Below are 23,109 nucleotides of genomic sequence, written 5' to 3'. Positions count from 1 at the left end.
GATTAGTCAGTCAGTTGACTTCCTAATTTTTGAGTAAGCGTTTTGTTTCGTTTTCTAAAATCCAAAATTCGTTTTAACATAATAAGTAAAGCTAAAATTACAATTGACCAAATAATGATTTGATAAATAGAAAACTGTTTTTCGGATTTTGAAAGTTTCTTTTGGAAATCTTGGTTTTGCAAATTCATGAGACGGTTAAGCGATTTCAGTTCGCTGTCTTGCTTTTTTTGTCTCGTCAAACGAAGTAACTCATTATAAGATTGATATTTTGTCCAATCATTTAACGCCAAATAATTGTCGCGCGTTATTTCGTAGATGCCTTCTTTTAGACTTAGATCCGAAACATCTTTAGCAAGAATCTCCGCTGCTGCTAGAATCTCTAAGGATTTTTTGTAATCATGTTGTGTGTAGTAATTGTCCGCCATACCTTTATATGCAAAGGCTTCTAGGCTTTTTGTTCCTGATCTTTTACCATAGAAAATGGCTTCATCAAAATAATTTTTGGCTTGGTTGTAATTTTTTAGTTCCAAGAAACAATAAGCAAGATTGTAAGAAAAAACGCTAATGTTGGCGTCGTTTTTTGGTTCTGTTGCTAAATTTTTGAAAAAGCTAATGGCAGGGACAAATTTGTTAATCGCCATTTCTGGGTTAGATTGACTACGATAGATCATCCCGCGAACGGCGTCTATAAAGTTTAGATTAAAATTTCGGTCATAGTCTTTCGCAGGCAGCGTACGGCAAAGTGCCTCGGATTTTTCAAGATTTTCTAAGGCTTTATCGAACAAATCCATCTGTTGATATTGCACGCCAATCGTATTAAGAATCCTAATTTTGGTAACCGTTTTAACGTTGGTCGTCAATAAGTCGGAAGTCCGCATGATGTAGTATAACGAGCTGTCTATGTCGCGTTTGGCAACATAAGCATTCGAAATCAACATATAGATATTCGCAATTTGATCGGGTGTTTTTTCTGTTTTTAAAAGGCTTTTGGAGATGCTAATTGCTTTTTCTGGTTCATCATAAAGCAACATTCTCGCCTCCTTAAATTTTAATTTATCAGCCTCTAAATCTTGTGCAAAGATCTGTTTTGGTGCTAATAAAAAGCAGCAGCAAATTGCAATTAACCAACTTCTCATATCAATTTTCTTTTAGCAATTTGTTGTATATAATCATTCGGGGTAACGCCAGTCACATTTTTGAAAACGATGCTAAATGTACTGTGCGACGCAAATCCTGCCAACTCGGCGAGATAACTAATCTTATATTGACGATAAGCCGCATCTGTCGAGATGAGGTATGCAATATGGTTGATTTTCAATTCGTTAATATAGGTTGTGAAGTTTTTTCCTTTACTTTTTTTAATAACTTCAGAAAGATATTTGGTGTTAACTTCGAGTTGCGTTGATAGCGCTGCCAAAGACATATTGCGATCCATAAAGGTTTTTGACATTTCGAAGTCATTTAGTTTGCGCAGAATTTCATCTTCTTTTTGTTTGGAAATCGAAAAGCTTTTTTGTTTAGTAGTTTTTTCAAGTTCTTGATCCGTAATTGGATTTGCATCATTTTCAACTGGCGTTTCAACTTCAACTTCTTTTGAAACTGGCGGAACTGATTGCTGTTTTTGACTTTCGAATAGTTTGGCTTGATATTCTAAAAACTTTGATTGTGTATTTAGAAATTGATTTTTTTGATAAGTCTGAAATAACCAAAATCCCATTAAAAGTAATAATCCAGCACCAACAGCTAGAGATGTATAAAGATTTGTATGGTTTTTATGCTCTATCGTTCGGAAGTTTTGGTTTTGGAAATCGAGATTAAGTTGCATCAAATTTTCGATCGCTTCTTTTCGACTTTCATCGATTTTATTTTGACTTTCTTGATGCAGTTTTTGATATTTATCGTGTTCGGTTGTGTGACGCAAAGCCAAATGATTCTTCGCAAGATCATCGTAAAGCGTATTTTTTAAACCTAAAAAATCGACGTGATTAATTTTGGATAGGGCAGAGTCTAGATGGACAATCGCTTCATCGTATTTTTGTTGATCAAATAATATGCTCGCCTTCAACTTTTCTAACCGAGAAGCAACATAAAGATTTTGAGGATGTTTTGCGGAAATACCACTGAGTTGATCGACCAGATTTTCTAAATGTTTATAATCTCTTTTTTGAAGCGAATGTCTCGCATTTATTAAAATATTAGTGGATAAAATGTTGTAACTCGATGTTTCGTTGATATCGCAAAGAGCATTACTTTTTGTCAGCAAATCTAGCGCTTCTGTTATTTTATTTTTTCTAAAAAGATTTTTCGCATGCAATTGATAAAGTTTGGCAGCGATAATTCTATTTTCTTGGGCTGCAATTCTTTTTTTATCTTCTTTAAGAATAGTGTCCACCAGCTTTTCTGACTGTTCGTAAAGTCCTAAATTTTGTAATTGCTGAATCATTCCAATATTATTCAGTAATTGATCATTAGGCTCGAGCTCTCCTTTTGTGTTTACATTTTCTAAAGCCATTTTAAGAGCTTCGTCATAATTAGCTTTTAATTGATAAGATTCTGAAAGTAAGCTTCTTGCAACCAGTTGTCTATGGATATTATCAGAAGTAGAACTAATAGATTTTATAGCTTTGATGCCCGCATCCGGATTTTGATACATCTTTTCTATACTATTAGAAAGCATTAACTTAAATTCACTTTTATCCTGCGCTGTCAGGGAGAAATAGCACATCAGAAAAAAGACCACACAATATTTATATATATTTTTCACACCACATTTATAAGCTTGTTCTTAATGCAAAATTGATAACAATTAGTTAAGAAGCGTGAATTTAGTAAAAGATTTGTAAATATTTGTTATTTATCGAATAATTTAGAATCCTTATTTCTCTTTTTTATCAAGATTTTATAATTGTAACTTGTTTTTAAAGTCTTTGATTTTCAATGGATTAAAATTAAGTTCTTTTTGATTTTCCGAAATCCCAAAGACAGATTTTAGTTCATTTCGTTCCTAACCAGTAAGTTAGAGAATCAAAAAATTAAATAAAAATTTATGAAAAAACTTTACATTTCTGCACTTCTGGTGAGCGCAACTATTGGTATTAATGCGCAAGTCTATGATGTAGGAAGTTTTGCACAGATGACAAGCGTTTCGGATAACGGTGTTGCAGTTGGTAATGTCTATGGTGTATTACATGTAATTTGGACTGAGGAAGCGGGCGGTTCGGTTATTGGTGAAATTCAGAATGACTACATTGGAGGGATGACTACTGTGTCTAGAGATGGTACAACCGTTACAGGATCTATGACAAACCCAAGCACAGGTAAAGACGAAATGTCAAAATATGATGTTGCATCAAAGACTTGGACATATCTTGGAGGTCTCGGCAATAGCTCGGGTACAGATACAAGTTCGGCTTGGGGTGCGTCTTACGATGCCAAAACAATTGTTGGTCTAGGTTGGACAAGCAGTGGAAAAGGTCACGGTATAAAGTGGACTGAAGCCAATGGTATGCAAGATTTAGGAAGTACAGTTACTGGTCGTAGCTCTAGAGCAAATAGCGTAAGTGGAGACGGTAATGTTGTAATTGGTTGGCAAGATAGTTCTACCGGAGGAAGACAAGGTGTTTATTGGAAGGATGGACAACAAAATTACATTAAGACTACAGCTGGCAATCATGTAGGTGAAGCTATTTCGGTGTCAGAAGATGGAAGTGCTATCGTTGGGCTAGGCTTGGACGAAAATGCTTTCTATTGGAGTGCTACAGATGGTTACACGGCAATAGCACCTTTAGATGAAGATTATTTTGGATCAGCAACTGCTGTGTCTAGCGATGGTAAAACGGTATTGGGATACTTTACACCATATGGTGGGATGGCGTTGGACGGTTACGGATTTATCTGGACTAAAGAAAAAGGCGTTGTTAAGTTTGACGATTATGTTGCTAGCCTTGGTTATGATACACTTGGTTTAAAATTCTCTTTGCCGATGGCGATTTCTCCAAACGGACAATACATTGCTGGTATTGGTTTGACAGCAGATGATGCAAGAGGATTTGTTATTAAACTTCCAGATTCGACGATGGCAACCAATGACGCAAAAAAAGCAAAACTTAGCATTTATCCTAATCCAACTAAAGATTTTGTAAATATTAGTAATGAAGGAAAAATTTCTAATGTCGAGATTTATAATATGGCTGGTCAAAAAATGAACACTATTTCGACTTCAAACGAGAAAAAAGTGGATGTTCAAAACTTTGAGAAAGGAAGTTATATTTTAAAAATCACTAATGATGGCAAAGTAGAGACTTTGAAATTTATTAAGGATTAATTTTCATATTTTGTTATTAGTAGATAGCCGATCTCGTTACAGGTCGGCTATCTTTTTTATTATTAAGCTTTTGTAATTTCTTGAAATCCGAAAGATCAATTCTTGAACTCAATTTCATTTTTGTTTTATGTTTGAAGCATCAAATCAATGTTAATTATTATAAACTCAATAAGCTTACTATTTCAATTTATTGAAAGGAAATAACACACGAAGAATCATCAATTACAAGAAGTCGGAATGTTATAATTCGCTAAGAATTAGCCTTCATATTAAATTAAGTTAAAGGAAAGGGAACTATTTTAGGTTTCCTTTTTTGTTTTTGTAAGTGGTTGTTATTTAGTTATTTAAATAATTTTTACTTTAGGATTTCCCGAAATACGAAAGTCATTCCTTTGTTTTTTTTCTATGATAAATCTAAGTTTGTTCAATAACGAATATTTACAAAATTTAAAATGAAAAAACTTTACTACTCAGCTTTACTTCTTGGTTCTATCAGTTTAACTAATGCCCAAGTTTTCGATACAACAGAATTCGGATTTATGACAGATGTTTCTAACAACGGTGTTGCAGTTGGAAGCGTTATGTACGGTAATCAGATTATGTGGACGGAAGCTGGTGGCGTTGTTGTGATCGGAGAGCCGTCTAATGGTGAGCAAATATCTGGTAACACAAGTGTTTCTAGTGATGGTAAATATATTTCTGGTACCATGACAAATCCAGATACGATGATTAACGAAATGGCGCATTACAATGTCGCAACCAGCACTTGGAAGTATCTAGGAAATATAGTAGCAGGACAAGAAAGTTCAGCTTACGGAATGACAAGCGACGGAACTACAGTTGTAGGACTTGGATTCCTAAATGCGATGGAAGCGCATGCAATTAAGTGGACAGAAGCTGGCGGTCTTGTTGACTTAGGCAGTACAAATCCTGAAACAAGCTCTCGTGCTAATGGTATTAATGATGACGGGACTGTTATTGTTGGTTGGCAAGATGATGACTTTGACCGTTTTGGAGTTTATTGGAAAAATGGCGTTCAGCATTTTATTAAAGATACAGATGGTAACAATGTGGGCGAAGCTTTTTCTGTAACACCAAATGGAAAAACGATTATCGGAGCAAATTACGATTATCCATATATCTGGGATGAGACCGAAGGTTATCTAGAGTTAACGCACGAAGATCCAATGTACGAAGGTTCTGCAACAGGTATTACTGACGATGGTAAAACGGTGGTTGGTTACTTCAGACAGTGGGGAACTGGCGCTTTCTCGGGTAGTGGTTTTATTTGGACAAGAGAAGGTGGACGCGTTGACCTTAACGAATATGCAGAAAGTCTAGGTTACGATACAAAAGGGATTAACTTTTCTTTGCCATTGGCGATTTCTCCTAATGGTCAATACATTGTTGGTGTTGGACTTAAGGACAGTAGCGAAATTATGGGATTCGCTATCAAATTGCCAGAATCAAACATGGCAACTAGTAATGTGAATGTAGACAAGGTGAAACTTTATCCAAACCCAGCAAAAGATATTATTAATCTTACAAATGTTGGTAAACAAGACACTATCGAAATTTACAACTTGGTGGGACAAAAAGTAATTACTGAAAAAAATACAGGTAGCAACCAAATCAATATTTCTAAATTATCAAAAGGAACTTACATTCTTAAAGTTCTTAAAAACGGAAAAGAAGAAAGTATCAAGTTTGTGAAAGGCTAATTGCTTTTTCATATTATATTTTAAGTTAGGTAACAAAAAACCGTCTTTACGACGGTTTTTTGTATTATTAGAATCGGTTTAGATTCCGAAAGTTTCTTTAAAAATGACAGCTTGTCGGCGCGATATTTCGACATCGTTGTTGTTAGGGAGTTTCACCATGAGATTTCCGCTGAACCAAGGCTCGATATTCTGGATAAAACTTACATTGATAATCGTGTTACGATTGGCTCGGAAATATTTTTCTGGAGGCAATTTTTTTTCGATGAGGTTAAGCGATTTAGAAAGTGTTGCTTTTTCGTTTCTAAAAAATACTTTGGTGTAATTACCTTCCACCTCAAAAAGATAAATTTCCGAAATACGAACCATCCAACATTTTTCACCTTCTTTAATAAAAATCTGATCATCAAAATCTAATTTCTTCTCGCGCTTTTCGGCTTGTTCATTTAGTTTATCAATCACTTTTTCTAAAGCTTGGTTCAGGCGTTTCGGATTGATAGGTTTTAGAAGATAATCGAGCGCATTATATTCAAACGATTTAATAGCGAATTCATCAAAAGCCGTTGTGAAAACCACCATCGGTACATCGTCCAACATTTCTAAAAGCTGAAAACCATCGCGTCCTGGAAGTTGGATGTCCAAAAAGATGAGGTCTGGTTTTAGTTCTTTTATTAATTGTTCGGCAACATCGGCATTTTCTGCTTCTGCAAGCAATTCAATTTCTTGGTGAGCTTCGAGAAGTTCTTTCAGTTCGTTGCGTGCAAGACGAGAATCTTCAACAATTATGGCTTTTATTTTCATCATATTTTAACTTTTCAAAACATCTTTTTTTATGCTGATGTGGGCAATAACCTCGTTGTGTTCTTCTTTTAGACTAAAATTAGCTTGGTTGTCGTACAATAGTTTTAGACGTTCTTCAATATTTTTAATTCCGATTTGCGTTCCTTTTTCGGACGTGTTGAGTTGGCCAGAATTTTTAACTAAAAGATTAAAAGTGTCTGCGTTTTCATAAGATTTAACCAAAATAGAACCACCATCTTTTAAAACAGAAATCCCATGTTTAACAGCGTTTTCGACCAACATTTGCAAAATCATTGGCGGAACATAATAACGATAATGCTCTTTTGGAATATCGATGTCGTAGCTAAGACGTTCTTCGTATTGGATTTTAGAAATTTCTAAAAAATTTTCAACCGTTTCCACTTCCTGTTCTAACGGCACAAAATTACTTTTCCCTGATAGAAGTGACGATCGCAATAACTCGGAAAGTCGCGTAATCATTTCTTTCGTTTTTTGCGGATCTTCTTGTACAAGACCTCGGATGTTGTTAAGGCTATTAAAAATAAAATGAGGATTAATCTGTCCTTTCAACGTGTTGAGATTGGCTTCTTTTAAATTTTTTTCGATGGTGAGTTTATGCTTCAGTTCATTTTGATTCATCTCATAAATCTTGTAGGCGTAGATGAAAACCAGCCACGTTACGGATATAAAAAAGAAATAAAAATAATTAACCAAACGCTTATCAAATACCATTTTTTCAGTAAAATTATAATGATATTTTTTGGGAATAAAGTAATCTTGCGATTCTTGTAAAATTGGCCAAAATGTTCCCTGAAAAGCAATGTGGCATAGAAACAAACCGGCAAATAATATGATGATGGTTTTGGGTTTTAGAAGTCCAAAATGTTCTATTTTTTCTAAAATAAAAACAGTAATGTTGGATATAATGTACAGCGATACAACGCAAAGGAAAAGCTCGAACACCCAAAACATTTGAAAATCTTTGCCGCCGTAAAGTTCTGTGAATATTAATTTTCTAAAAGTCAAAAAGAAGAAAATAATACACACAAAAAATACAATCGTGAAAAGGTGATAACGCCAATTACTTAAGAGTTTCATGTTTAATCTTATTTTTTACTTGCTCTAGAGATTTCTTTTTTTTAGTTCTGCTTCTAGGATTTCAGTTTTTTTCGAAGCTTTATAAAGTAAGTAGCCTAAAAACACAGGAAAAATAAAAGCAAACCCAAAGCCTTTCTTCCAATAGGCAAAAACCGCTACGCCTACCATGAAGCCAATTAAAACCGAATTAAGGATTTTCGTAGACTTTAAAGTTTTCTTAGCTTTTAACAATTCTTCGTTGCTAAGAGTTGTATAATCGATGTCTGACATATTTATTTTTTTCTACTTTTTAATTCTTTATCCATTGTCGCAAAGGTCGTGTAGATCGGCAACAACGTAATTGGGAGAATAAAAATAGGAATCGACGCTGGGAAATTAAATTTTTCAAAACCTTTGTAGATGTTAATTCCTAAATACACCAAAAGTATGACGATCCAAATGCTAGCAAAAGTAGTCCAGATCTTCTTTTGTTTGTCACGTAATATTTGCAATTCCTCAGTTGGCATCTCTGAGTAGTTTGGTTTTTTATTCATTTTTTTGTTTTGGTTTAAAAAATATTAAGCGAAAAATTGTGTGATAAAATCTATGATTTTAACAGCGATTTCGATGATTAGTGTGACCATGATATTTTGTTTTTTGAGGTTTTTCTTAAACAAATATAATATCTCATGATCAGCAATTATGGTTATAAATGATGAACGGTAATTTTGAAATGTCGAATGGTAAATTACGGAATCTGAATCTTTTCTCCTCCGAATTTCGGCTCCACACCAAAGAACATATCCCAATAGACTTTGGCTCTCGCAAACTTTTCTCTAAGATTGGTTTTGAAGCCCATCGCTTTGTTGACATCTTTTGCGTTGTAGCCATAAGCCGTCATTCCGTTTTGTTGCGCTAGAAAAACCGCGCGTTGATTATGGAATTTTTGCGAAATGATAACGAGTTCTTTTTGACCGAAAATTTCTTTTGCTCTAACTACAGAATCCAAAGTTCGGAAGCCAGCAAAGTCTTCAAAAATATGATTTTCGGGGACACCTTTTTCCATTAAAGCCAACTTCATATCTTCGGGTTCGTTGTAGTTCTTTTTAGAATTGTCACCACTTACGATGAAATATTGGACTTTTCCTGCCTTGTATAATTCTACAGCAGCCTCGATCCTGTAATTGAAATAAAGATTTGGTTGACCATTCGCTAGCGTTTTTCCAGTGCCAAGTACAAGACCAACTTTCTCCTTCGGAATATCATTAATATTAAACGAATTATAAGCTTCGGTGTCGCTTTCTATCGTTGTGTTGGACCACCAAACAAAAAGGGCTGATACTACGATGAGTATCAGTCCTGTATTTAATATTTTCTTGAAAATTTTCATTCTAAACTCGTATCATTTAATCGAATTTTAAAAATAAGATTTATTTATTGCTTTTCAAAAATTTTAATTTAAAAATCTAAACCATTTGGGAAAGCTTTCTTTCTAAATATATAAAGGAACAAAGCGCCAACTGTAATCGCAGAATCTGCTACATTAAAGATATATTTGAAAAATTCAATATGTTTACCGCCAAATATAGGCACCCAATCTGGCCAAGTCGTGTCAACCAACGGGAAGTGCAGCATGTCGACCACACAACCACGCATAAAGTGCGAATAACCTTCACCGAAAGGCGTTAGTTTTGATACGCTGTCGTAGTCAATCCAACGGCCGATACTTTCTTCGTACATCGTTCCAGAATCGAAAATCATCCCGTAAAACATGCCGTCGATAACGTTACCAATTGCACCTGCAAAAATCATGGCCATTGGAATGATGAGGTAATTGGACGCACCTTCTTTTAACCATTTTCTGAAAAGGAAAATCATCCCGCCAGCTAAGACAAGTCTTAACAAGATCAAAGTATATTTTCCCCAAAGTCCTCCGAAATGCAGTCCATAAGCCATGCCTGGATTCTCAACAAAAGTCAATCGAAACCAGCTAAGTCCAAAGACTTCTACACTTTCGCCAAGATGGAAATGTGTTTTAATATAGATTTTTGAAGCTTGGTCGATTATTAAAATCAATAAAGTGATTAATGCAATCTTCTTCATTATTGTCCTTTTGGCTTGTTAGGTCTATTGATTTTTTGCTCTTTTTTATCGTTGATTTTCTTCACCGTTTTTTGATTGTGAAAATGATTTCTTGTATGAAATTTTTCAAACTCGATATTCATGTCTTTCAAAACACTTTTAAGAGCCGCTAACTCCATTGCATTTTTTGTGTGTACTATTATAGATTCCATTATTTATTTAGGATTTATTTTTTTGATAATTCGTCTAGTCTTTTTCGTTCTCTAGGACTTAGATCGTCTATTCCGTTTTCGCCAATTTTGCTTAGCAGTTGGTCAATTTCTTTTTCGCGCTCACGTTTATCATTATTAAAACGGTCATCGATGCTCATGTACTTTTCTTCTGGTTTAGAAATTGAAGCGCTAAACTTGTCTTTAAAAACAAACGCAAAAATAAGGATAATAATAAGAAAGATGATAACCAGTATCATGACTTTATAACCAAAAAAGGTTTACAATTTCTTGTAAACCTGTATTATTACTTAATTAAAGAAAATAATCGTTTATACAATCTCAAATGTTTTTGGATTAACGTTGCATATTTTTAGCTTCAATACTCAAAGTTGCGTGTGGTACAGCTTTTAATCTTTCTTTTGAGATTAACTTTCCTGTTACACGACAAATCCCGTAAGTTTTGTTTTGTATTCTGATTAACGCATTTTTCAGATCACGGATAAACTTCTCTTGTCTTCCTGCTAACAACGCATTTTGTTCTTTGCTTAGCGTCTCTGCGCCTTCTTCAAAAGCTTTGAAAGTCGGCGACGTATCGTCCGTTCCGTTATTTTGATCGTTAATAAAACTTTCTTTAATAAGACTTAAATCTTTTTCTGCTTTATCTATTTTATCTTGAATCAGTTTTTTAAACTCTTGTAAGTCGGCGTCACTATATCGTAATTTCTCTTCTGCCATGTTCATAACTTTAAATAATTTGGTTTTTTTATATTAATTAAAGATAGTAAAAAATATTTATAAAACTGTTACAAAAAAAACAAGCAATATTAACAATTTTTAAACTTTTTCTACCTTTATTTTAAATTTAACTTCATCTATCTCAATTTCGTTGAAGTTTTCAGAAATCGCTTCTGTAACAATATTATTTGCTAAAACTTCTTCAGAGATATAAGCTTTATTTCTTTCGATGTCAGCTAAGAAAGGATTATCGTTTTCTATAGAAATGTTAATTCTATCCGTTAGCTCAAAATCTTTGTCTTTTCTAAGGTTTTGAACGCGGTTGATGAATTCTCTTGCAATTCCTTCCGATTTCAATTCGTCCGTTAACGTCAAATCTAATGCCACAGTGATTTTTCCTTCACTTGCTACCGTCCAACCTGGGATGTCTGATGTGAAAATTTCAACATCGTCAATCGTGATTTCGTGTCCAGAAACTGTAGCTTTTCCTGTTTTTTCAAGATCTGCAATTTGCTCACTTGTGAAAGCAGAAATCTCTCCAGCAACTGCTTTCATGTCTTTTCCTAACTTCGCTCCTAAAGCTTTAAAGTTCGGTTTGATTTGTTTTACAATTAAATGTGACGCTTCTTCAGCATTAATTAATTGAAGCTCTTTTACGTTTACTTCTTGCTTAATTAGTTCCGCAACTGCATTGATTTGAGCTTCTGTTTTTGCATCCAAAACTGGAATCATCACTTTTTGAAGCGGCTGACGAACTTTTTGATTTTCTTTCTTCCTTAATGAGAAAACCATCGACGTAATTTGTTGCGCCAAATGCGTTTTTTCTACCAAATCGGTGTCAATTAAGCTTTCATCAGCAACTGGGAAGTCCGTTAAATGCACAGATTCGCCGTTTGTTTTTCCAGTTACAGCATTCAAATCTTGGTACAATTGATCCATAAAGAATGGCGCAATCGGAGCCGAAAGTTTTGCAATTGTGTCCAAACAAGTATATAAAGTTTGGTAAGCCGAAATTTTATCATCGCTGTAATCGCCTTTCCAGAAACGTCTTCTACACAATCTTACATACCAATTCGATAAATTATCATTCACAAACGTATTGATTGCTCTTGCCACTTTTGTTGGCTCATAATCTTCGTAGAAAGCTTTTACTTCTTTAATTAAAAGATTTAATTCGGATAAAATCCAACGGTCGATTTCTGGTCTGTTTTCAACATCTTTTTCTGAATAATTAAATCCATCAACATTCGCATACAAAGCAAAGAAAGAGTAGGTGTTGTAAAGCGTTCCGAAGAATTTTCTACGAACTTCATCAATTCCTTCGATATCGAATTTTAGGTTTTCCCAAGGATTCGCATTCGAAATCATGTACCAACGCGTGGCATCGGGACCATATACGGAAAGCGTTTCAAAAGGATCAACGGCGTTTCCTAGACGTTTCGACATTTTTTGTCCGTTTTTGTCTAAAACTAAACCGTTAGAAACTACATTTTTATAAGCCACCGAATCAAAAACGGTCGTCGCAATCGCATGTAGCGTGTAGAACCAACCACGAGTTTGGTCAACACCTTCTGCAATGAAATCTGCTGGATAGGCTTTTCTATCGTCGATCATTGCTTTGTTCTCAAACGGATAATGCAATTGTGCATAAGGCATCGCTCCAGAATCGAACCAAACGTCGATTAGGTCGCTTTCGCGCTTCATTGCTTTTCCAGACGCTGATACCAAAACGATTTTGTCCACCACATTTTTGTGAAGGTCGATGATTTCGTAATTCTCTTTCGCCATGTTTCCGATTTCAAAACCTTTAAAAGGATTTTCCGTCATCAAACCTGCAGCAATCGATTTTTCGATTTCATTATATAATTCTTCAACCGAACCAATGATGATTTCTTCTTTTAAATCCTCAGTTCTCCAAATCGGCAACGGAATTCCCCAATATCTTGAACGGGAAAGATTCCAATCGTTTACGTTTTCTAACCAATTCGCAAAACGCCCTTCACCAGTAGATTTTGGTTTCCAATTGATGGTTTCGTTTAATTCTACCAAACGGTTTTTAACTGAAGACATTTTCACGAACCAAGAATCCAACGGATAGTACAAAACCGGCTTGTCCGTTCTCCAGCAATGCGGATAACTGTGGACATATTTTTCAACTTTGAAGGCTTTGTTTTCGGTTTTTAGCAAAATCGCTAATTCCACATCCCAAGATTTCTCAGGTGCCGTTCCGTCGTCGTAATATTCGTTTTTAATATATTTTCCTGAAAATAATTCAGGGACATTTTCACCTTTAATGAAACGACCTTGCAAATCCACCAACGGCACCAAATTGTCGTTTTCGTCTTTCACCAACATCGGCGGAACACCAGCATCCTTAGCCACTTTTGCATCATCTGCACCAAAAGTCGGCGCCGTGTGCACAACTCCCGTTCCATCTTCCGTTGTCACGAAATCTCCAGGAATTACAACAAAAGCTTTTTCTGGATTTTCAGCTGGTAAAAACCAAGGAACCAATTGCTCATAAGTTGTTCCGACCAAATCCGATCCTTTGAATTCTGCTAAAACTTGGTAAGGAATGGTTTTGGATTCAGCCGCATAATTTGCAAAATCTTCGTTTGTTCCTTCTACGAATTTCTTCCCGAATTGTTTTGCTACCAAAGCTTTCGCCAAGATAATATTTATCGGTTCGAAAGTATATTGATTAAAAGTTTTTACTAAAACATAATCGATGTTTGGACCAACCGTCAATGCTGTGTTAGAAGGCAAAGTCCAAGGTGTTGTCGTCCAAGCTAAAATATGGATAGGTTGCTCTTTTTCATTGTCGAACTCTGCCCAATGCAAAGCGCCGCCACAAGTATTTTCTGCAATATCGCAAGCTTCAATCGAAGAATAACCTTTGATTTTTGAAGCAACTTTTTCAGACAGTTTTTTAACTTTAAATTGAGCAACAACCGTTGTGTCCGAAACATCGCGATAGGTTCCTGGTTGATTCAACTCGTGAGAAGAAAGTCCAGTTCCCGCTTTTGGCGAATATGGCTGAATTGTATAACCTTTGTACAATAAATCTTTGTTGTACAATTGCTTCAACAACCACCAAACCGACTCCATATATTTTGGTTCGTAAGTGATGTACGGATCTTCCAAATCTACCCAGTAACCGATTTTTTCGGTAAGGTCATTCCAAATGTCCGTATAACGCATTACCGCATTGCGACAAGCTTGGTTGTATTCTTCAATGGAAATTTTCTTTCCGATATCTTCTTTGGTGATGCCTAATTCTTTCTCAACGCCCAATTCCACAGGAAGTCCGTGTGTGTCCCAACCCGCTTTTCGGAAAACCTGCTTTCCGTTTTGCGTTTGGAAACGACAAAAAATATCCTTAATCGCTCTCGCCATAACGTGGTGAATGCCTGGAAGTCCGTTTGCAGATGGCGGCCCTTCGTAAAACACGAATTCAGGATGCCCTTCTCGGATTTCCACAGATTTTTTGAAAGTGTCGTTTTCCTTCCAGTTAGCAGCAATATTTTCTGCAACTTGGCTAAGGTTTAGGTTTTTATATTCTTTAAATTGACTCATTTTCAGTCTCAAGTTCTTTTATACTAAATAATTAAGTTTGCGAATTTAGTGAAAATATAGCAAAAAATAGCGGTCTGCAAGGTGAGAAATATGGTGTTGAAACATGAATTTAATATCAAATATTTTAAGAAAGATTAAAAAAGGAATGATGTTACAAAAGTTTGTATCTTAAAATCTTATATTTTTGCAATTATAAAAATGAACAAATGAGAATCTTTGCGTTTTATCGTAAAGAGAAAAAATATTGAATATCCATGTCAAATCTACTGAAAGGAAGCCTGAATTATTTCTTGATTGTCATAGTTTTTCCTTTTTTATTGTTGTTTATGACATATTACGGTTTCGAATCGTCTTATGTTAAAATAAAACATCTCGAGCAACCACCAGATTTTATATTTTCATCGGTGTATGCTTATCGAATTATTCCAAATTATGTAAGTGTTGAGATGAATAATTTTCTTCACTTTGTCGTGGAAAATTATTTGGTGATAATTAAACCTATTTTAATAAAAAATGGAAGCATTTATTATCATAGTATTTTTTTGACCAATGCGTTGTTTTTTGCAATTTCTTTTATTGTTCTTGAACGAATAATCAATGTTGTAAGTGATGGTTCGGGTTTTAAAAGTCAGAAGAATTTGCTGCTTTTTATTGTCGCTGTTTTCTTGACCTGTATGACGCAATATGTGCCTACTAATGGCGATTCTATTGCGTTAGCGTTTTTTCTTTTAGGTGTTTTTTTTAGTTTAAAGTTTAAAGAAAGCCAGAATTTTTTGTATGTTATTTTGACGGCTATTGTGATTTTTGTGTCAACATTTGTTAGAGAAACGGCTTGTCTTAATATTGCTTTTTTTGCTGCTTTATTTTTAGATTTTAAGAATTTAAAAACTTTGAATAAAAATGTTATTGTCAACGTGTTGATTTTGGTTTTAGCGTTTATTATTCCGTATGTTTTACTGAGAACAATGATTATTAAACAAGAAACGACATTTTTTGAAGGTGTTTATTTAAAACAAAATTTCACAAGTCCATTTAATCTTTTGGGATTGCTATATGGGATAGTCGGAATATGGCTTCTGAATAAATTTATTGATATAAAAGAGCGCAAAAGTATCTTTTTTAACTTTTTAATTTTTTCGTTACCTTATTTTGCCATGGTCGTATTGGTCGGATTGTTTTGGGAAACTAGACTATTTTTGCCGATAATGATTATTGCAGTAATTTTTGCTATTAACTCTAAATCTGATTTGAAATTAACCATTTAACGATATGAATATATTACATCCTTACTTTATCGTTGCAATGGTTATCATGATGATCTGCAGTTTTTATGAGACCTATTCTGAAAAGCTAGACCGAAAGTATCTTTACTGGCTTGGTGCATATTTTATAATTCTTGCAGGTTTTAGAGATAATGTAGGGGCCGATTTTGGAAGTTATTTAGGTATTTATTATTGGTCGACAACCAAAGATTATTGGAGTATTTTCCTAAAAGCGTTAGGTTTAACACCACCTAATCCAGTTGAGTTAGAATGGGGATTTGTCTTCATTAACAAAGTGGTGAGGATGTTTAATGCTCCATTTTTTATGTTAACTTTTGTTGTCGCTATTCTTGCAGTAACATTTAAAAACAAATTTGTGGAGGAAAATACGATGTATCCTTTTACATTTTTGTTGATATTTTTTATTCCTGGGTTTTTTGTTGGTGAGAGTGGGCAGATTAGACAAAACCTAGGTTCTTTTATTGCTTATTATGCGATAAGATATATTAAAGAACGGAGGGTGTGGATGTATTTGTTGTTTATTCATATTGCTGGTGGGATGCATAGTGTATGTTATATATTATTACCAATGTATTGGGTAGCTCGTATTCCTCTTAATAAAATGATGATGCTGTTGTTAATAATAGGTTCTCTAATTGCGTCCCCATTTGAGGTGTATCGGATATTTGGTAGCTGGTTAGAGAATTTGACGGCTGACGCAACAGTTTCCGTAGGGTTTAACGGCTATATGAACGAAACTATTGTACGACAACGAGGAGAGTTTGGATTACCTGAACTCATGATGACCATTGTGACCTTCTTCTTATTTGCTTTTGATACACCGATGAAAAAGAAGTATCCCTATTACGAGTATCATCGTAACTATGCAGTAATTGCAATTTGTTCTTATTTTATATTTAGGAATAATCCAATCTTTTCGTCAAGATTAGCGGGTGTATTTGTTGGGGTTTCTTATCTAATAATTCCAAATGCTATGTATGTGGTTAATGAAGGAACTAAAAAAATAATACATTTCTTCATTATTTGTCTTGCGATTTTTAACTTCTTAGTATTCTCATCATTTAACAATATTAGTAAAGGAAGATTTACAATAGATAGATATAAAAACTGGATTCTTCCATAATTATACGATATGAAGCTGGATAAATTTCTAAGTAAGCTAAACTTAAAACTCGTTGCATATCTTATAACGATTGCGACTGCGGTTTACACTTTGGCTTTTACTTTTCTTCATAACAAAAAATCGGACGGCTATATTCTTGGAGATTGGCTGATTAACTATCAGGATGGAGGGTTTAAGAGACGAGGTCTTTCCGGAAGTTTTTTCTTTTTATTGCAAGACTTGACAGGATTTCCACTTAACTATTTAGTCTTTGGATTTCAGCTAGTGATTATTGTTAGTTTCTTTTTTGTTTATTTTAAAATCATAAAAAACAGGAAACTCGATTTGCTATATATCTCACTAATGCTGTCTTCTGTGGGGTTTGTCGGACTTTTCAATTGTGTGGATTACGCAGGGAAAAAGGAGTTTATCATATTCTTACTTTTTGCGTTGTTAGTTTTTTGGTTAATCAATAACAAACTCACAAAAACCAAAGAATGGATAATAGTTCTTGGACTTTTTATCACGATGTTTTTACATGAGATAGCACTGTTTTTTGTTCCTTATTTTGTGATCGCATTATATCTTAAAGAAGAAAAATTTGAATTAAAACGCTATATTAAATACTTTGCTGCTGTTTTTATACCTGCGGTTCTAATTGTTCTTTTTGGGAAGGAAATCAACGAGGGACATTCGCTAGCAATTCTTAAGGAACGCGGCGTTGTTTTCACACGAGGGATTTTCTTCTGGGATATTAACGAAAGAGAATATATTAAAAATGCATTCGATGATTATCGTTGGTATTTTTTGAGTTTAGCAATTAGCATTTTTCATGTTATTTTTTATTTAAAAACTGAAAAAATCTGCAAAATTGTCGGGTGGATGATTTTAGGAGCATTTCTATTTTCGTTACCCTTATTCGTTTTAGCAATTGATTGGGGACGCTGGATGTATATCCACATGATGTTCCTCATTATTATGTTTCCAATTTTAATTAAACCAACTAAAACGATCTGGGAATATTTTCCGATTCAACTTAATAAAACTTATCTTATTACTTTTGTAATTATTTTTATATCACTTATTTATAGAGTAGAAATGTCTGGGAAAGGATTTACTTTCGAAGGCTTATTTTATCGGGTTTTCTTTGTTCCTTTTGAACTGATTCATAAAATGATTTAAAACAATAAATCTCATTTAATAAAAAACTTCTACTTTTGCAAAAAATTTCAGAATGTCCAAAAATCTAGTTATCGTTGAGTCACCAGCAAAAGCAAAAACCATCCAAAAGTACTTGGGGAAGGATTTCGAAGTGAAGTCCAGCTTCGGTCATATAAGGGATTTGCCGAAAAAAGGAATGGGAATCGACCTGTCGTCTTTCACGCCAGATTACGAGGTTTCTGCCGATAAAAAGAAATTGGTTGCCGAGTTGAAAGCAGCTGTCAAAAAAGCCGAAATGGTTTGGCTAGCATCCGATGAGGACCGCGAAGGAGAAGCTATTGCTTGGCATTTGGCAGAAGAACTGAAATTAAAACCAGACAACAGAAAACGTATTGTTTTCCATGAGATTACAAAAAATGCGATTCTAAAAGCAATCGAAAATCCAAGAGATATTGATCAAAATCTAGTCAATGCACAACAAGCAAGGCGTGTTTTGGACAGAATTGTAGGTTTCGAAATGTCACCTGTTCTTTGGAAAAAAGTAAAACCAGGGCTTTCTGCAGGTCGTGTACAATCGGTTGCGGTGCGACTAATTGTTGAGCGCGAAAAAGAAATTAGACATTTCAAACCAACAGCAAGTTTCAAGGTTGATGCGGTTTTTTTAAACGATGGTAAGCAAGAAATCGCCGCTAAACTTAAAAAAGACTTTTCTAAAGAATCCGATGCGGAACAGTTTTTAGAACAAGCAAAAAATACAGAGTTCAAAGTTCTTAATGTTGAGACAAAGCCAGGAACGCGTTCTGCGTCGGCGCCGTTTACAACTTCGACTTTGCAGCAAGAGGCGTCTTCGCGTTTGGGTTACAATGTGACCACGACAATGCGTTTGGCGCAGCGTCTTTACGAAGAAGGTTTTATCACGTATATGAGAACGGATTCCGTGAATTTATCTCAAGAAGCGATTAATGGTGCGAAAGCGCAAATTCTTTCGGAATACGGAGCAGATTACTCTCAACCAAGAAATTACACAACAAAATCTGCGTCAGCACAAGAAGCGCACGAGGCGATTCGTCCGACTGATTTTGGTGTTAAAACAATTGGTGATGCCCAATTGAGCAAATTGTATCAATTGATTTACCGTCGAACGTTAGCTTCGCAAATGTCGAATGCTAAAATCGAAAAAACCGTTATCGAAATCGGAAATCCAAGCTTGCCACAACATTTTGAAGCGCAAGGCGAAGTTATTGTTTTTGATGGTTTCCTTAAAGCTTACGGAATAGTAAAAACAGAGGAAGATGATGAGGAAAACAACGAAAAACTACTTCCGAAAGTTAAAATCGGTGAAGTTTTAGATTATAAAAAAATTACAGCTTCAGAAAAATTCACCAAGCCAAGTGCTCGTTACACGGAAGCTGGTTTGGTTAGAAAATTGGAGGAATTGGGCATTGGTCGTCCGTCGACTTATGCGCCGACAATTCAGACAATTCAAAATCGTGAATATGTTGACAAGCGCGAGATTGAACCGCAAACGCGAGAAGTTGTTCGTATTTCGCTAACCAAAGGCGCAATCAAAAAAGAAGTTCTTGACGAGAAGTTTGGTGGCGATAAGAATAAATTCGTCCCAACAGACATCGGTGAAGTGGTTAATGACTTTTTGATTGACAATTTCCAAGAGATTTTAGATTACGGCTTTACGGCGCGTGTTGAAGGAAGTTTTGACGAAATTGCAGATGGTTCAGAAGAATGGAAAAAAATGATGACGGATTTCTATTCCAAATTCCATCCAAGAATTGAAGATGTTGAGGAGAATGCAGAACGTGCAACTGGAGAACGTATTTTGGGTATTGATCCAAAATCTGGGAAACAAGTTCACGCGAGAATTGGTCGTTTTGGACCGATGATTCAGATTGGTGAGCAAGACGATGAAGAAAAACCAATTTTTGCGTCATTGTTAAGCGGTCAAAATATTGCAACAATTTCATTGGAAGAAGCTTTGGAATTGTTTAAACTCCCATTTGAATTAAATGAATATGAAGGTCAAACCGTTGCGATTGGCGTTGGACGTTTTGGACCGTATGTGAAGTGGGGCGAAACTTACATTTCCATCCCGAAAGGCGAAGATCCATTATCAGTTGATCAAGATCGTGCTGAAGAAATTATCAAAGAAAAGCAAAAAGCCGATGCGCCAATTGCAAGCTATAAAGGCGAACCGGTAACGAAAGGAACTGGACGTTTTGGACCGTTCATTAAATACAAATCGATTTATGTAAATGTTCCTAAAAAATATGATTTCAACAACTTGTCGCAATCGGATATTGTTGAGTTAATCGATGCTAAACTAGAAAAAGAAGCCAATCGTTACATTCAACAATGGGAAGATGAAAAAATCGCTTTGGAAAATGGACGTTGGGGACCTTTTATCAAATTCGGAAAAGTGAATCTTAAAATTCCAAAAAGAGCAGACGGTGAAAAGTATGATGCCGAAGAATTGAAACAAATGGATTTGGAAACGGTGAAAGCTTGGATTAAAGAGCAAGACCCGAAAGCTTTTGAAACCAAGAAAAAAGCGCCAGCTAAAAAACCTGCTGCCAAAAAAACAACCACAGCAAAGAAAACGACGACAACCAAAAAGGCAAGTCCGAAAAAATAAAGAAAAGCCATCTGCAAGTTTTGTAGATGGCTTTTTTATTGGTAAATTGGAGTGTCCAAAATAATTCAATTATGTCCGATATCAAAATCCTCGATTTACAATTTCTCAATACGCCACATGCGATTGGTTCTTTTTTGATCGAAAGTCAAGATGGTTTAATTCTTATCGAGTCGGGTCCCGAATCCACTTACGAACATTTAAAATCAGCTATCGAAAGTGCGGGTTTCGATATTAATGATGTTAAGCACGTTTTGTTGACGCATATTCATTTTGATCATGCGGGCGCCGCTTGGAAGTTTGCGAAAGCAGGTGCGAAGATTTATGTTCATCCGAAAGGCTATTTGCACATGCTCGATCCTGAAAAATTATGGAATTCTGCCAAGATGATTTATGGCGACGATATGGATCGACTTTGGGGAAAAATGGAACCGATTGCCGAAGAAAATCTTGTTCAAGTTGACGATAATGATATTGTTAAAATTGGAGAACACGAATTCAAAACGATTTACACACCTGGTCACGCCGTTCATCACAATGCGTATAAGCTTGGTAGTGTAATTTTCACTGGCGATGTCGGCGGTGTCAAAATCGGAAATCATCCTGTCGTTCCGCCTTGTCCGCCACCAGATATCAATATCGAACTTTGGAAACAATCTTTAGATAAACTCGATGCCGAAAATGCAGACGCATTTTATCTCACACATTTTGGACGTCAAGAAAACACCAAGCAACATACACAAGAACTTCGCGCGATTTTGGACGATTGGGCAAATTGGATAAAACCTTATTTCGAAAACGGAACTTCGCCTGACGAAATTACACCGAAGTTTATGGACTATACACAAAATCAACTTCGCAAAAAAGGACTGTCTTCCGAAGAAATCCAAGTTTACGAATATGCAAACCCAAGTTGGATGTCTGTTTCTGGACTTTTGCGCTATTGGAAGCTGAAGCAACAAGGCAGAATTTAATTTTTTATTTTTTCTATTTCGGGCAATCCTCGCGCCATGCTGAGTCCTTGCTAGCTCGGTCGGGCTGTCCGCTGTATCTTGGAAGCTTCGCTCGGTCGTCTATGTTACGTTGCTCCTTCGTCGCGCCGTAACACCGTCGCCTCGCTCCGCTCCAAGGATGCCGCTTCCATCCCTATTGCAGATGCTGGATAGTAATTCGATTTCCGAATTTCAATTTTAGATTTCCGATTTTTAATTATGAATTATGAATTATGAATTATGAATTATGTTTTGCATTATATGAAACTAATTCCAATTAAATCTTTTGTTCCCTTTTGTGGTTAACTCCTCTCTTCAAATAAATTTTGTTTTCCCTAAGTAAGCTTGCGTCTTAGTTTTCCTTAAAATAGTAGTGAAAATTAAAAGTCTTTGTTTAGCCTTACGATAAATTCTAATTCTTGATTGCATTTGCCATTCAGAGCGACACGCAGAAACCTAACGAAGTGGTTCGACGAAGTCAATCTGGTGCCTCAACTTTCTTCAAATGCAAATCCCAGTTAACTCTTTTGTTTCCTTTTGTGGTTAACTCGCAACTTCAAACAAACTTAGTTTTACCTAAGTAAGCCTTGCGCCTTAGTTTCTCTTAAAAGAGGATGATATATAAAAACCTTAGTTTCACTTTGCGATAAAATCTATTTTGATCATTAAGTATAAAGGCAGATCCGAAATTCCCGTTTCCTTTTTTAACTAAACTTAAAACAAAAGAAACATCAAACCAAAATAAACGATCCTGACAATAAGCAAGTTAAGATTAAATTAATAAATAGTTTACAAAAAGTTTGGATTGGTAGGGTTAAAGAAACTACTTTTGCACTCGCAAATCAGAAGTGGTGAGCAGCGCAGAAGTTACTAGAAACAAATAAAAAGAATACACTACAATGTGAATTCGGGTTACGAAAAAAAACTTGAAAAAATATTTGTGAGATTCGGAAAAAGTTTTTAGTTTTGCACTCGCAAATCAGAAATGACAAGCAGCGCAGGAGATATTTAGAAATAAGGGTTTAATATTCGGAAGGATGTTTTAGAGGGTTTGAAAAAAAAACATTAAAAAACATTTGTGGGTATTAAAATTTTTAATTACTTTTGCACTCGCAAATCGGCAGACAGATGACAGAAAAAAGAAGCCGAGGATGCGAACAGAAAAGAGATCATTGACATAAATAATATAACAACCAAGTAAGGAAAAAAAACCAAAGCGTCAATTTTAAATTGAGCAAGAGTTTAAGGATTAAACAAACATTACAATGGAGAGTTTGATCCTGGCTCAGGATGAACGCTAGCGGGAGGCCTAACACATGCAAGCTGAGCGGTAGATTTTCTTCGGAAGATTGAGAGCGGCGTACGGGTGCGTAACACGTGTGCAACCTGCCCTTATCAAGAG

19 protein-coding genes and 1 rRNA gene are annotated in these 23,109 nt (G+C 35.3%); 8 read left to right on the top strand and 12 right to left on the bottom strand.

Annotation, left to right across the window (positions count from 1 at the left end):
- Window positions 1-2: 2 nt before the first annotated feature.
- Window positions 3-1,136: a tetratricopeptide repeat protein gene (locus B5X62_RS11875; protein WP_079667648.1), complete on the bottom strand. Its 1,134-nt coding sequence runs from the start codon at window positions 1,134-1,136 to the stop codon at window positions 3-5.
- The gene (locus B5X62_RS11870) at window positions 1,133-2,677 is read right to left on the bottom strand and encodes a helix-turn-helix domain-containing protein (protein WP_159447654.1); all 1,545 of its coding nucleotides are present in this window, start codon (window positions 2,675-2,677) and stop codon (window positions 1,133-1,135) included. Before B5X62_RS11870 ends, B5X62_RS11875 begins: the two co-directional genes overlap by 4 nt.
- 369 nt (window positions 2,678-3,046) lie before the next feature.
- Here B5X62_RS11870 and B5X62_RS11865 point away from each other — a divergent pair, with 369 nt between their 5' ends.
- On the top strand, window positions 3,047-4,324 hold the full coding sequence (locus B5X62_RS11865) for a T9SS type A sorting domain-containing protein (RefSeq protein WP_079667646.1): 1,278 nt from the start codon (window positions 3,047-3,049) through the stop codon (window positions 4,322-4,324).
- Window positions 4,325-4,776: 452 nt separating this feature from the next.
- On the top strand, window positions 4,777-6,045 hold the full coding sequence (locus B5X62_RS11860; protein ID WP_079667645.1) for a T9SS type A sorting domain-containing protein: 1,269 nt from the start codon (window positions 4,777-4,779) through the stop codon (window positions 6,043-6,045).
- 78 nt (window positions 6,046-6,123) lie between these two features.
- Here the strand turns inward: B5X62_RS11860 and B5X62_RS11855 are convergent, their stop codons facing one another.
- The 10 genes from B5X62_RS11855 to ileS form a co-directional block, all read right to left on the bottom strand.
- On the bottom strand, window positions 6,124-6,846 hold the full coding sequence (locus B5X62_RS11855; RefSeq protein ID WP_079667644.1) for a LytR/AlgR family response regulator transcription factor: 723 nt from the start codon (window positions 6,844-6,846) through the stop codon (window positions 6,124-6,126).
- A 3-nt stretch (window positions 6,847-6,849) separates the two neighbouring features.
- On the bottom strand, window positions 6,850-7,941 hold the full coding sequence (locus tag B5X62_RS11850; protein ID WP_079667643.1) for a sensor histidine kinase: 1,092 nt from the start codon (window positions 7,939-7,941) through the stop codon (window positions 6,850-6,852).
- 24 nt (window positions 7,942-7,965) lie between these two features.
- On the bottom strand, window positions 7,966-8,211 hold the full coding sequence (locus B5X62_RS11845; protein WP_079667642.1) for a hypothetical protein: 246 nt from the start codon (window positions 8,209-8,211) through the stop codon (window positions 7,966-7,968).
- A gap of 2 nt (window positions 8,212-8,213) precedes the next feature.
- Complete coding sequence (locus tag B5X62_RS11840; RefSeq protein WP_079667641.1) at window positions 8,214-8,474, bottom strand: hypothetical protein; 261 nt, start codon at window positions 8,472-8,474, stop codon at window positions 8,214-8,216.
- Between the two features lie 194 nt (window positions 8,475-8,668).
- A complete protein-coding gene (locus B5X62_RS11835; protein WP_079667640.1) occupies window positions 8,669-9,310 on the bottom strand; it encodes a SanA/YdcF family protein in 642 nt (213 codons plus the stop codon).
- 68 nt (window positions 9,311-9,378) lie between these two features.
- A complete protein-coding gene (locus B5X62_RS11830) occupies window positions 9,379-10,023 on the bottom strand; it encodes a lipoprotein signal peptidase (RefSeq protein ID WP_079667639.1) in 645 nt (214 codons plus the stop codon).
- Entirely contained in the window at window positions 10,023-10,214 is a 192-nt protein-coding gene (locus B5X62_RS11825) for a DUF2683 family protein (protein ID WP_079667638.1), read from the bottom strand. Before B5X62_RS11825 ends, B5X62_RS11830 begins: the two co-directional genes overlap by 1 nt.
- 14 nt (window positions 10,215-10,228) lie before the next feature.
- Entirely contained in the window at window positions 10,229-10,471 is a 243-nt protein-coding gene (locus B5X62_RS11820) for a DUF6576 domain-containing protein (RefSeq protein ID WP_144038374.1), read from the bottom strand.
- 97 nt (window positions 10,472-10,568) lie between these two features.
- On the bottom strand, window positions 10,569-10,949 hold the full coding sequence (locus B5X62_RS11815) for a TraR/DksA family transcriptional regulator (RefSeq protein WP_079667754.1): 381 nt from the start codon (window positions 10,947-10,949) through the stop codon (window positions 10,569-10,571).
- A gap of 99 nt (window positions 10,950-11,048) precedes the next feature.
- The gene (gene ileS, locus B5X62_RS11810; protein WP_079667637.1) at window positions 11,049-14,525 is read right to left on the bottom strand and encodes an isoleucine--tRNA ligase; all 3,477 of its coding nucleotides are present in this window, start codon (window positions 14,523-14,525) and stop codon (window positions 11,049-11,051) included.
- Window positions 14,526-14,779: 254 nt separating this feature from the next.
- Between ileS and B5X62_RS11805 the strand changes: the two genes are divergently transcribed.
- The 6 genes from B5X62_RS11805 to B5X62_RS11780 form a co-directional block, all read left to right on the top strand.
- Window positions 14,780-15,790 (top strand): hypothetical protein, encoded by a 1,011-nt coding sequence (locus B5X62_RS11805; protein WP_079667636.1) that lies wholly within the window; start codon window positions 14,780-14,782, stop codon window positions 15,788-15,790.
- A 4-nt stretch (window positions 15,791-15,794) separates the two neighbouring features.
- A complete protein-coding gene (locus B5X62_RS11800) occupies window positions 15,795-16,931 on the top strand; it encodes an EpsG family protein (protein ID WP_079667635.1) in 1,137 nt (378 codons plus the stop codon).
- 9 nt (window positions 16,932-16,940) lie between these two features.
- Window positions 16,941-18,092, top strand: coding sequence for a hypothetical protein (locus B5X62_RS11795; RefSeq protein ID WP_079667634.1), 1,152 nt, complete (start codon window positions 16,941-16,943; stop codon window positions 18,090-18,092).
- A gap of 52 nt (window positions 18,093-18,144) precedes the next feature.
- Window positions 18,145-20,718, top strand: coding sequence for a type I DNA topoisomerase (gene topA / locus B5X62_RS11790; RefSeq protein WP_079667633.1), 2,574 nt, complete (start codon window positions 18,145-18,147; stop codon window positions 20,716-20,718).
- Between the two features lie 71 nt (window positions 20,719-20,789).
- Window positions 20,790-21,689 (top strand): MBL fold metallo-hydrolase, encoded by a 900-nt coding sequence (locus B5X62_RS11785; RefSeq protein ID WP_079667753.1) that lies wholly within the window; start codon window positions 20,790-20,792, stop codon window positions 21,687-21,689.
- A 1,280-nt stretch (window positions 21,690-22,969) separates the two neighbouring features.
- Window positions 22,970-23,109 (top strand): 16S ribosomal RNA (locus B5X62_RS11780); the annotation flags it as partial.

Origin of the sequence: Soonwooa buanensis (assembly GCF_900167905.1) — a bacterium.
Taxonomy (GTDB): Bacteria; Bacteroidota; Bacteroidia; order Flavobacteriales; family Weeksellaceae; genus Soonwooa; species Soonwooa buanensis.
This window is presented reverse-complemented; position numbering and strand designations above follow the sequence as displayed.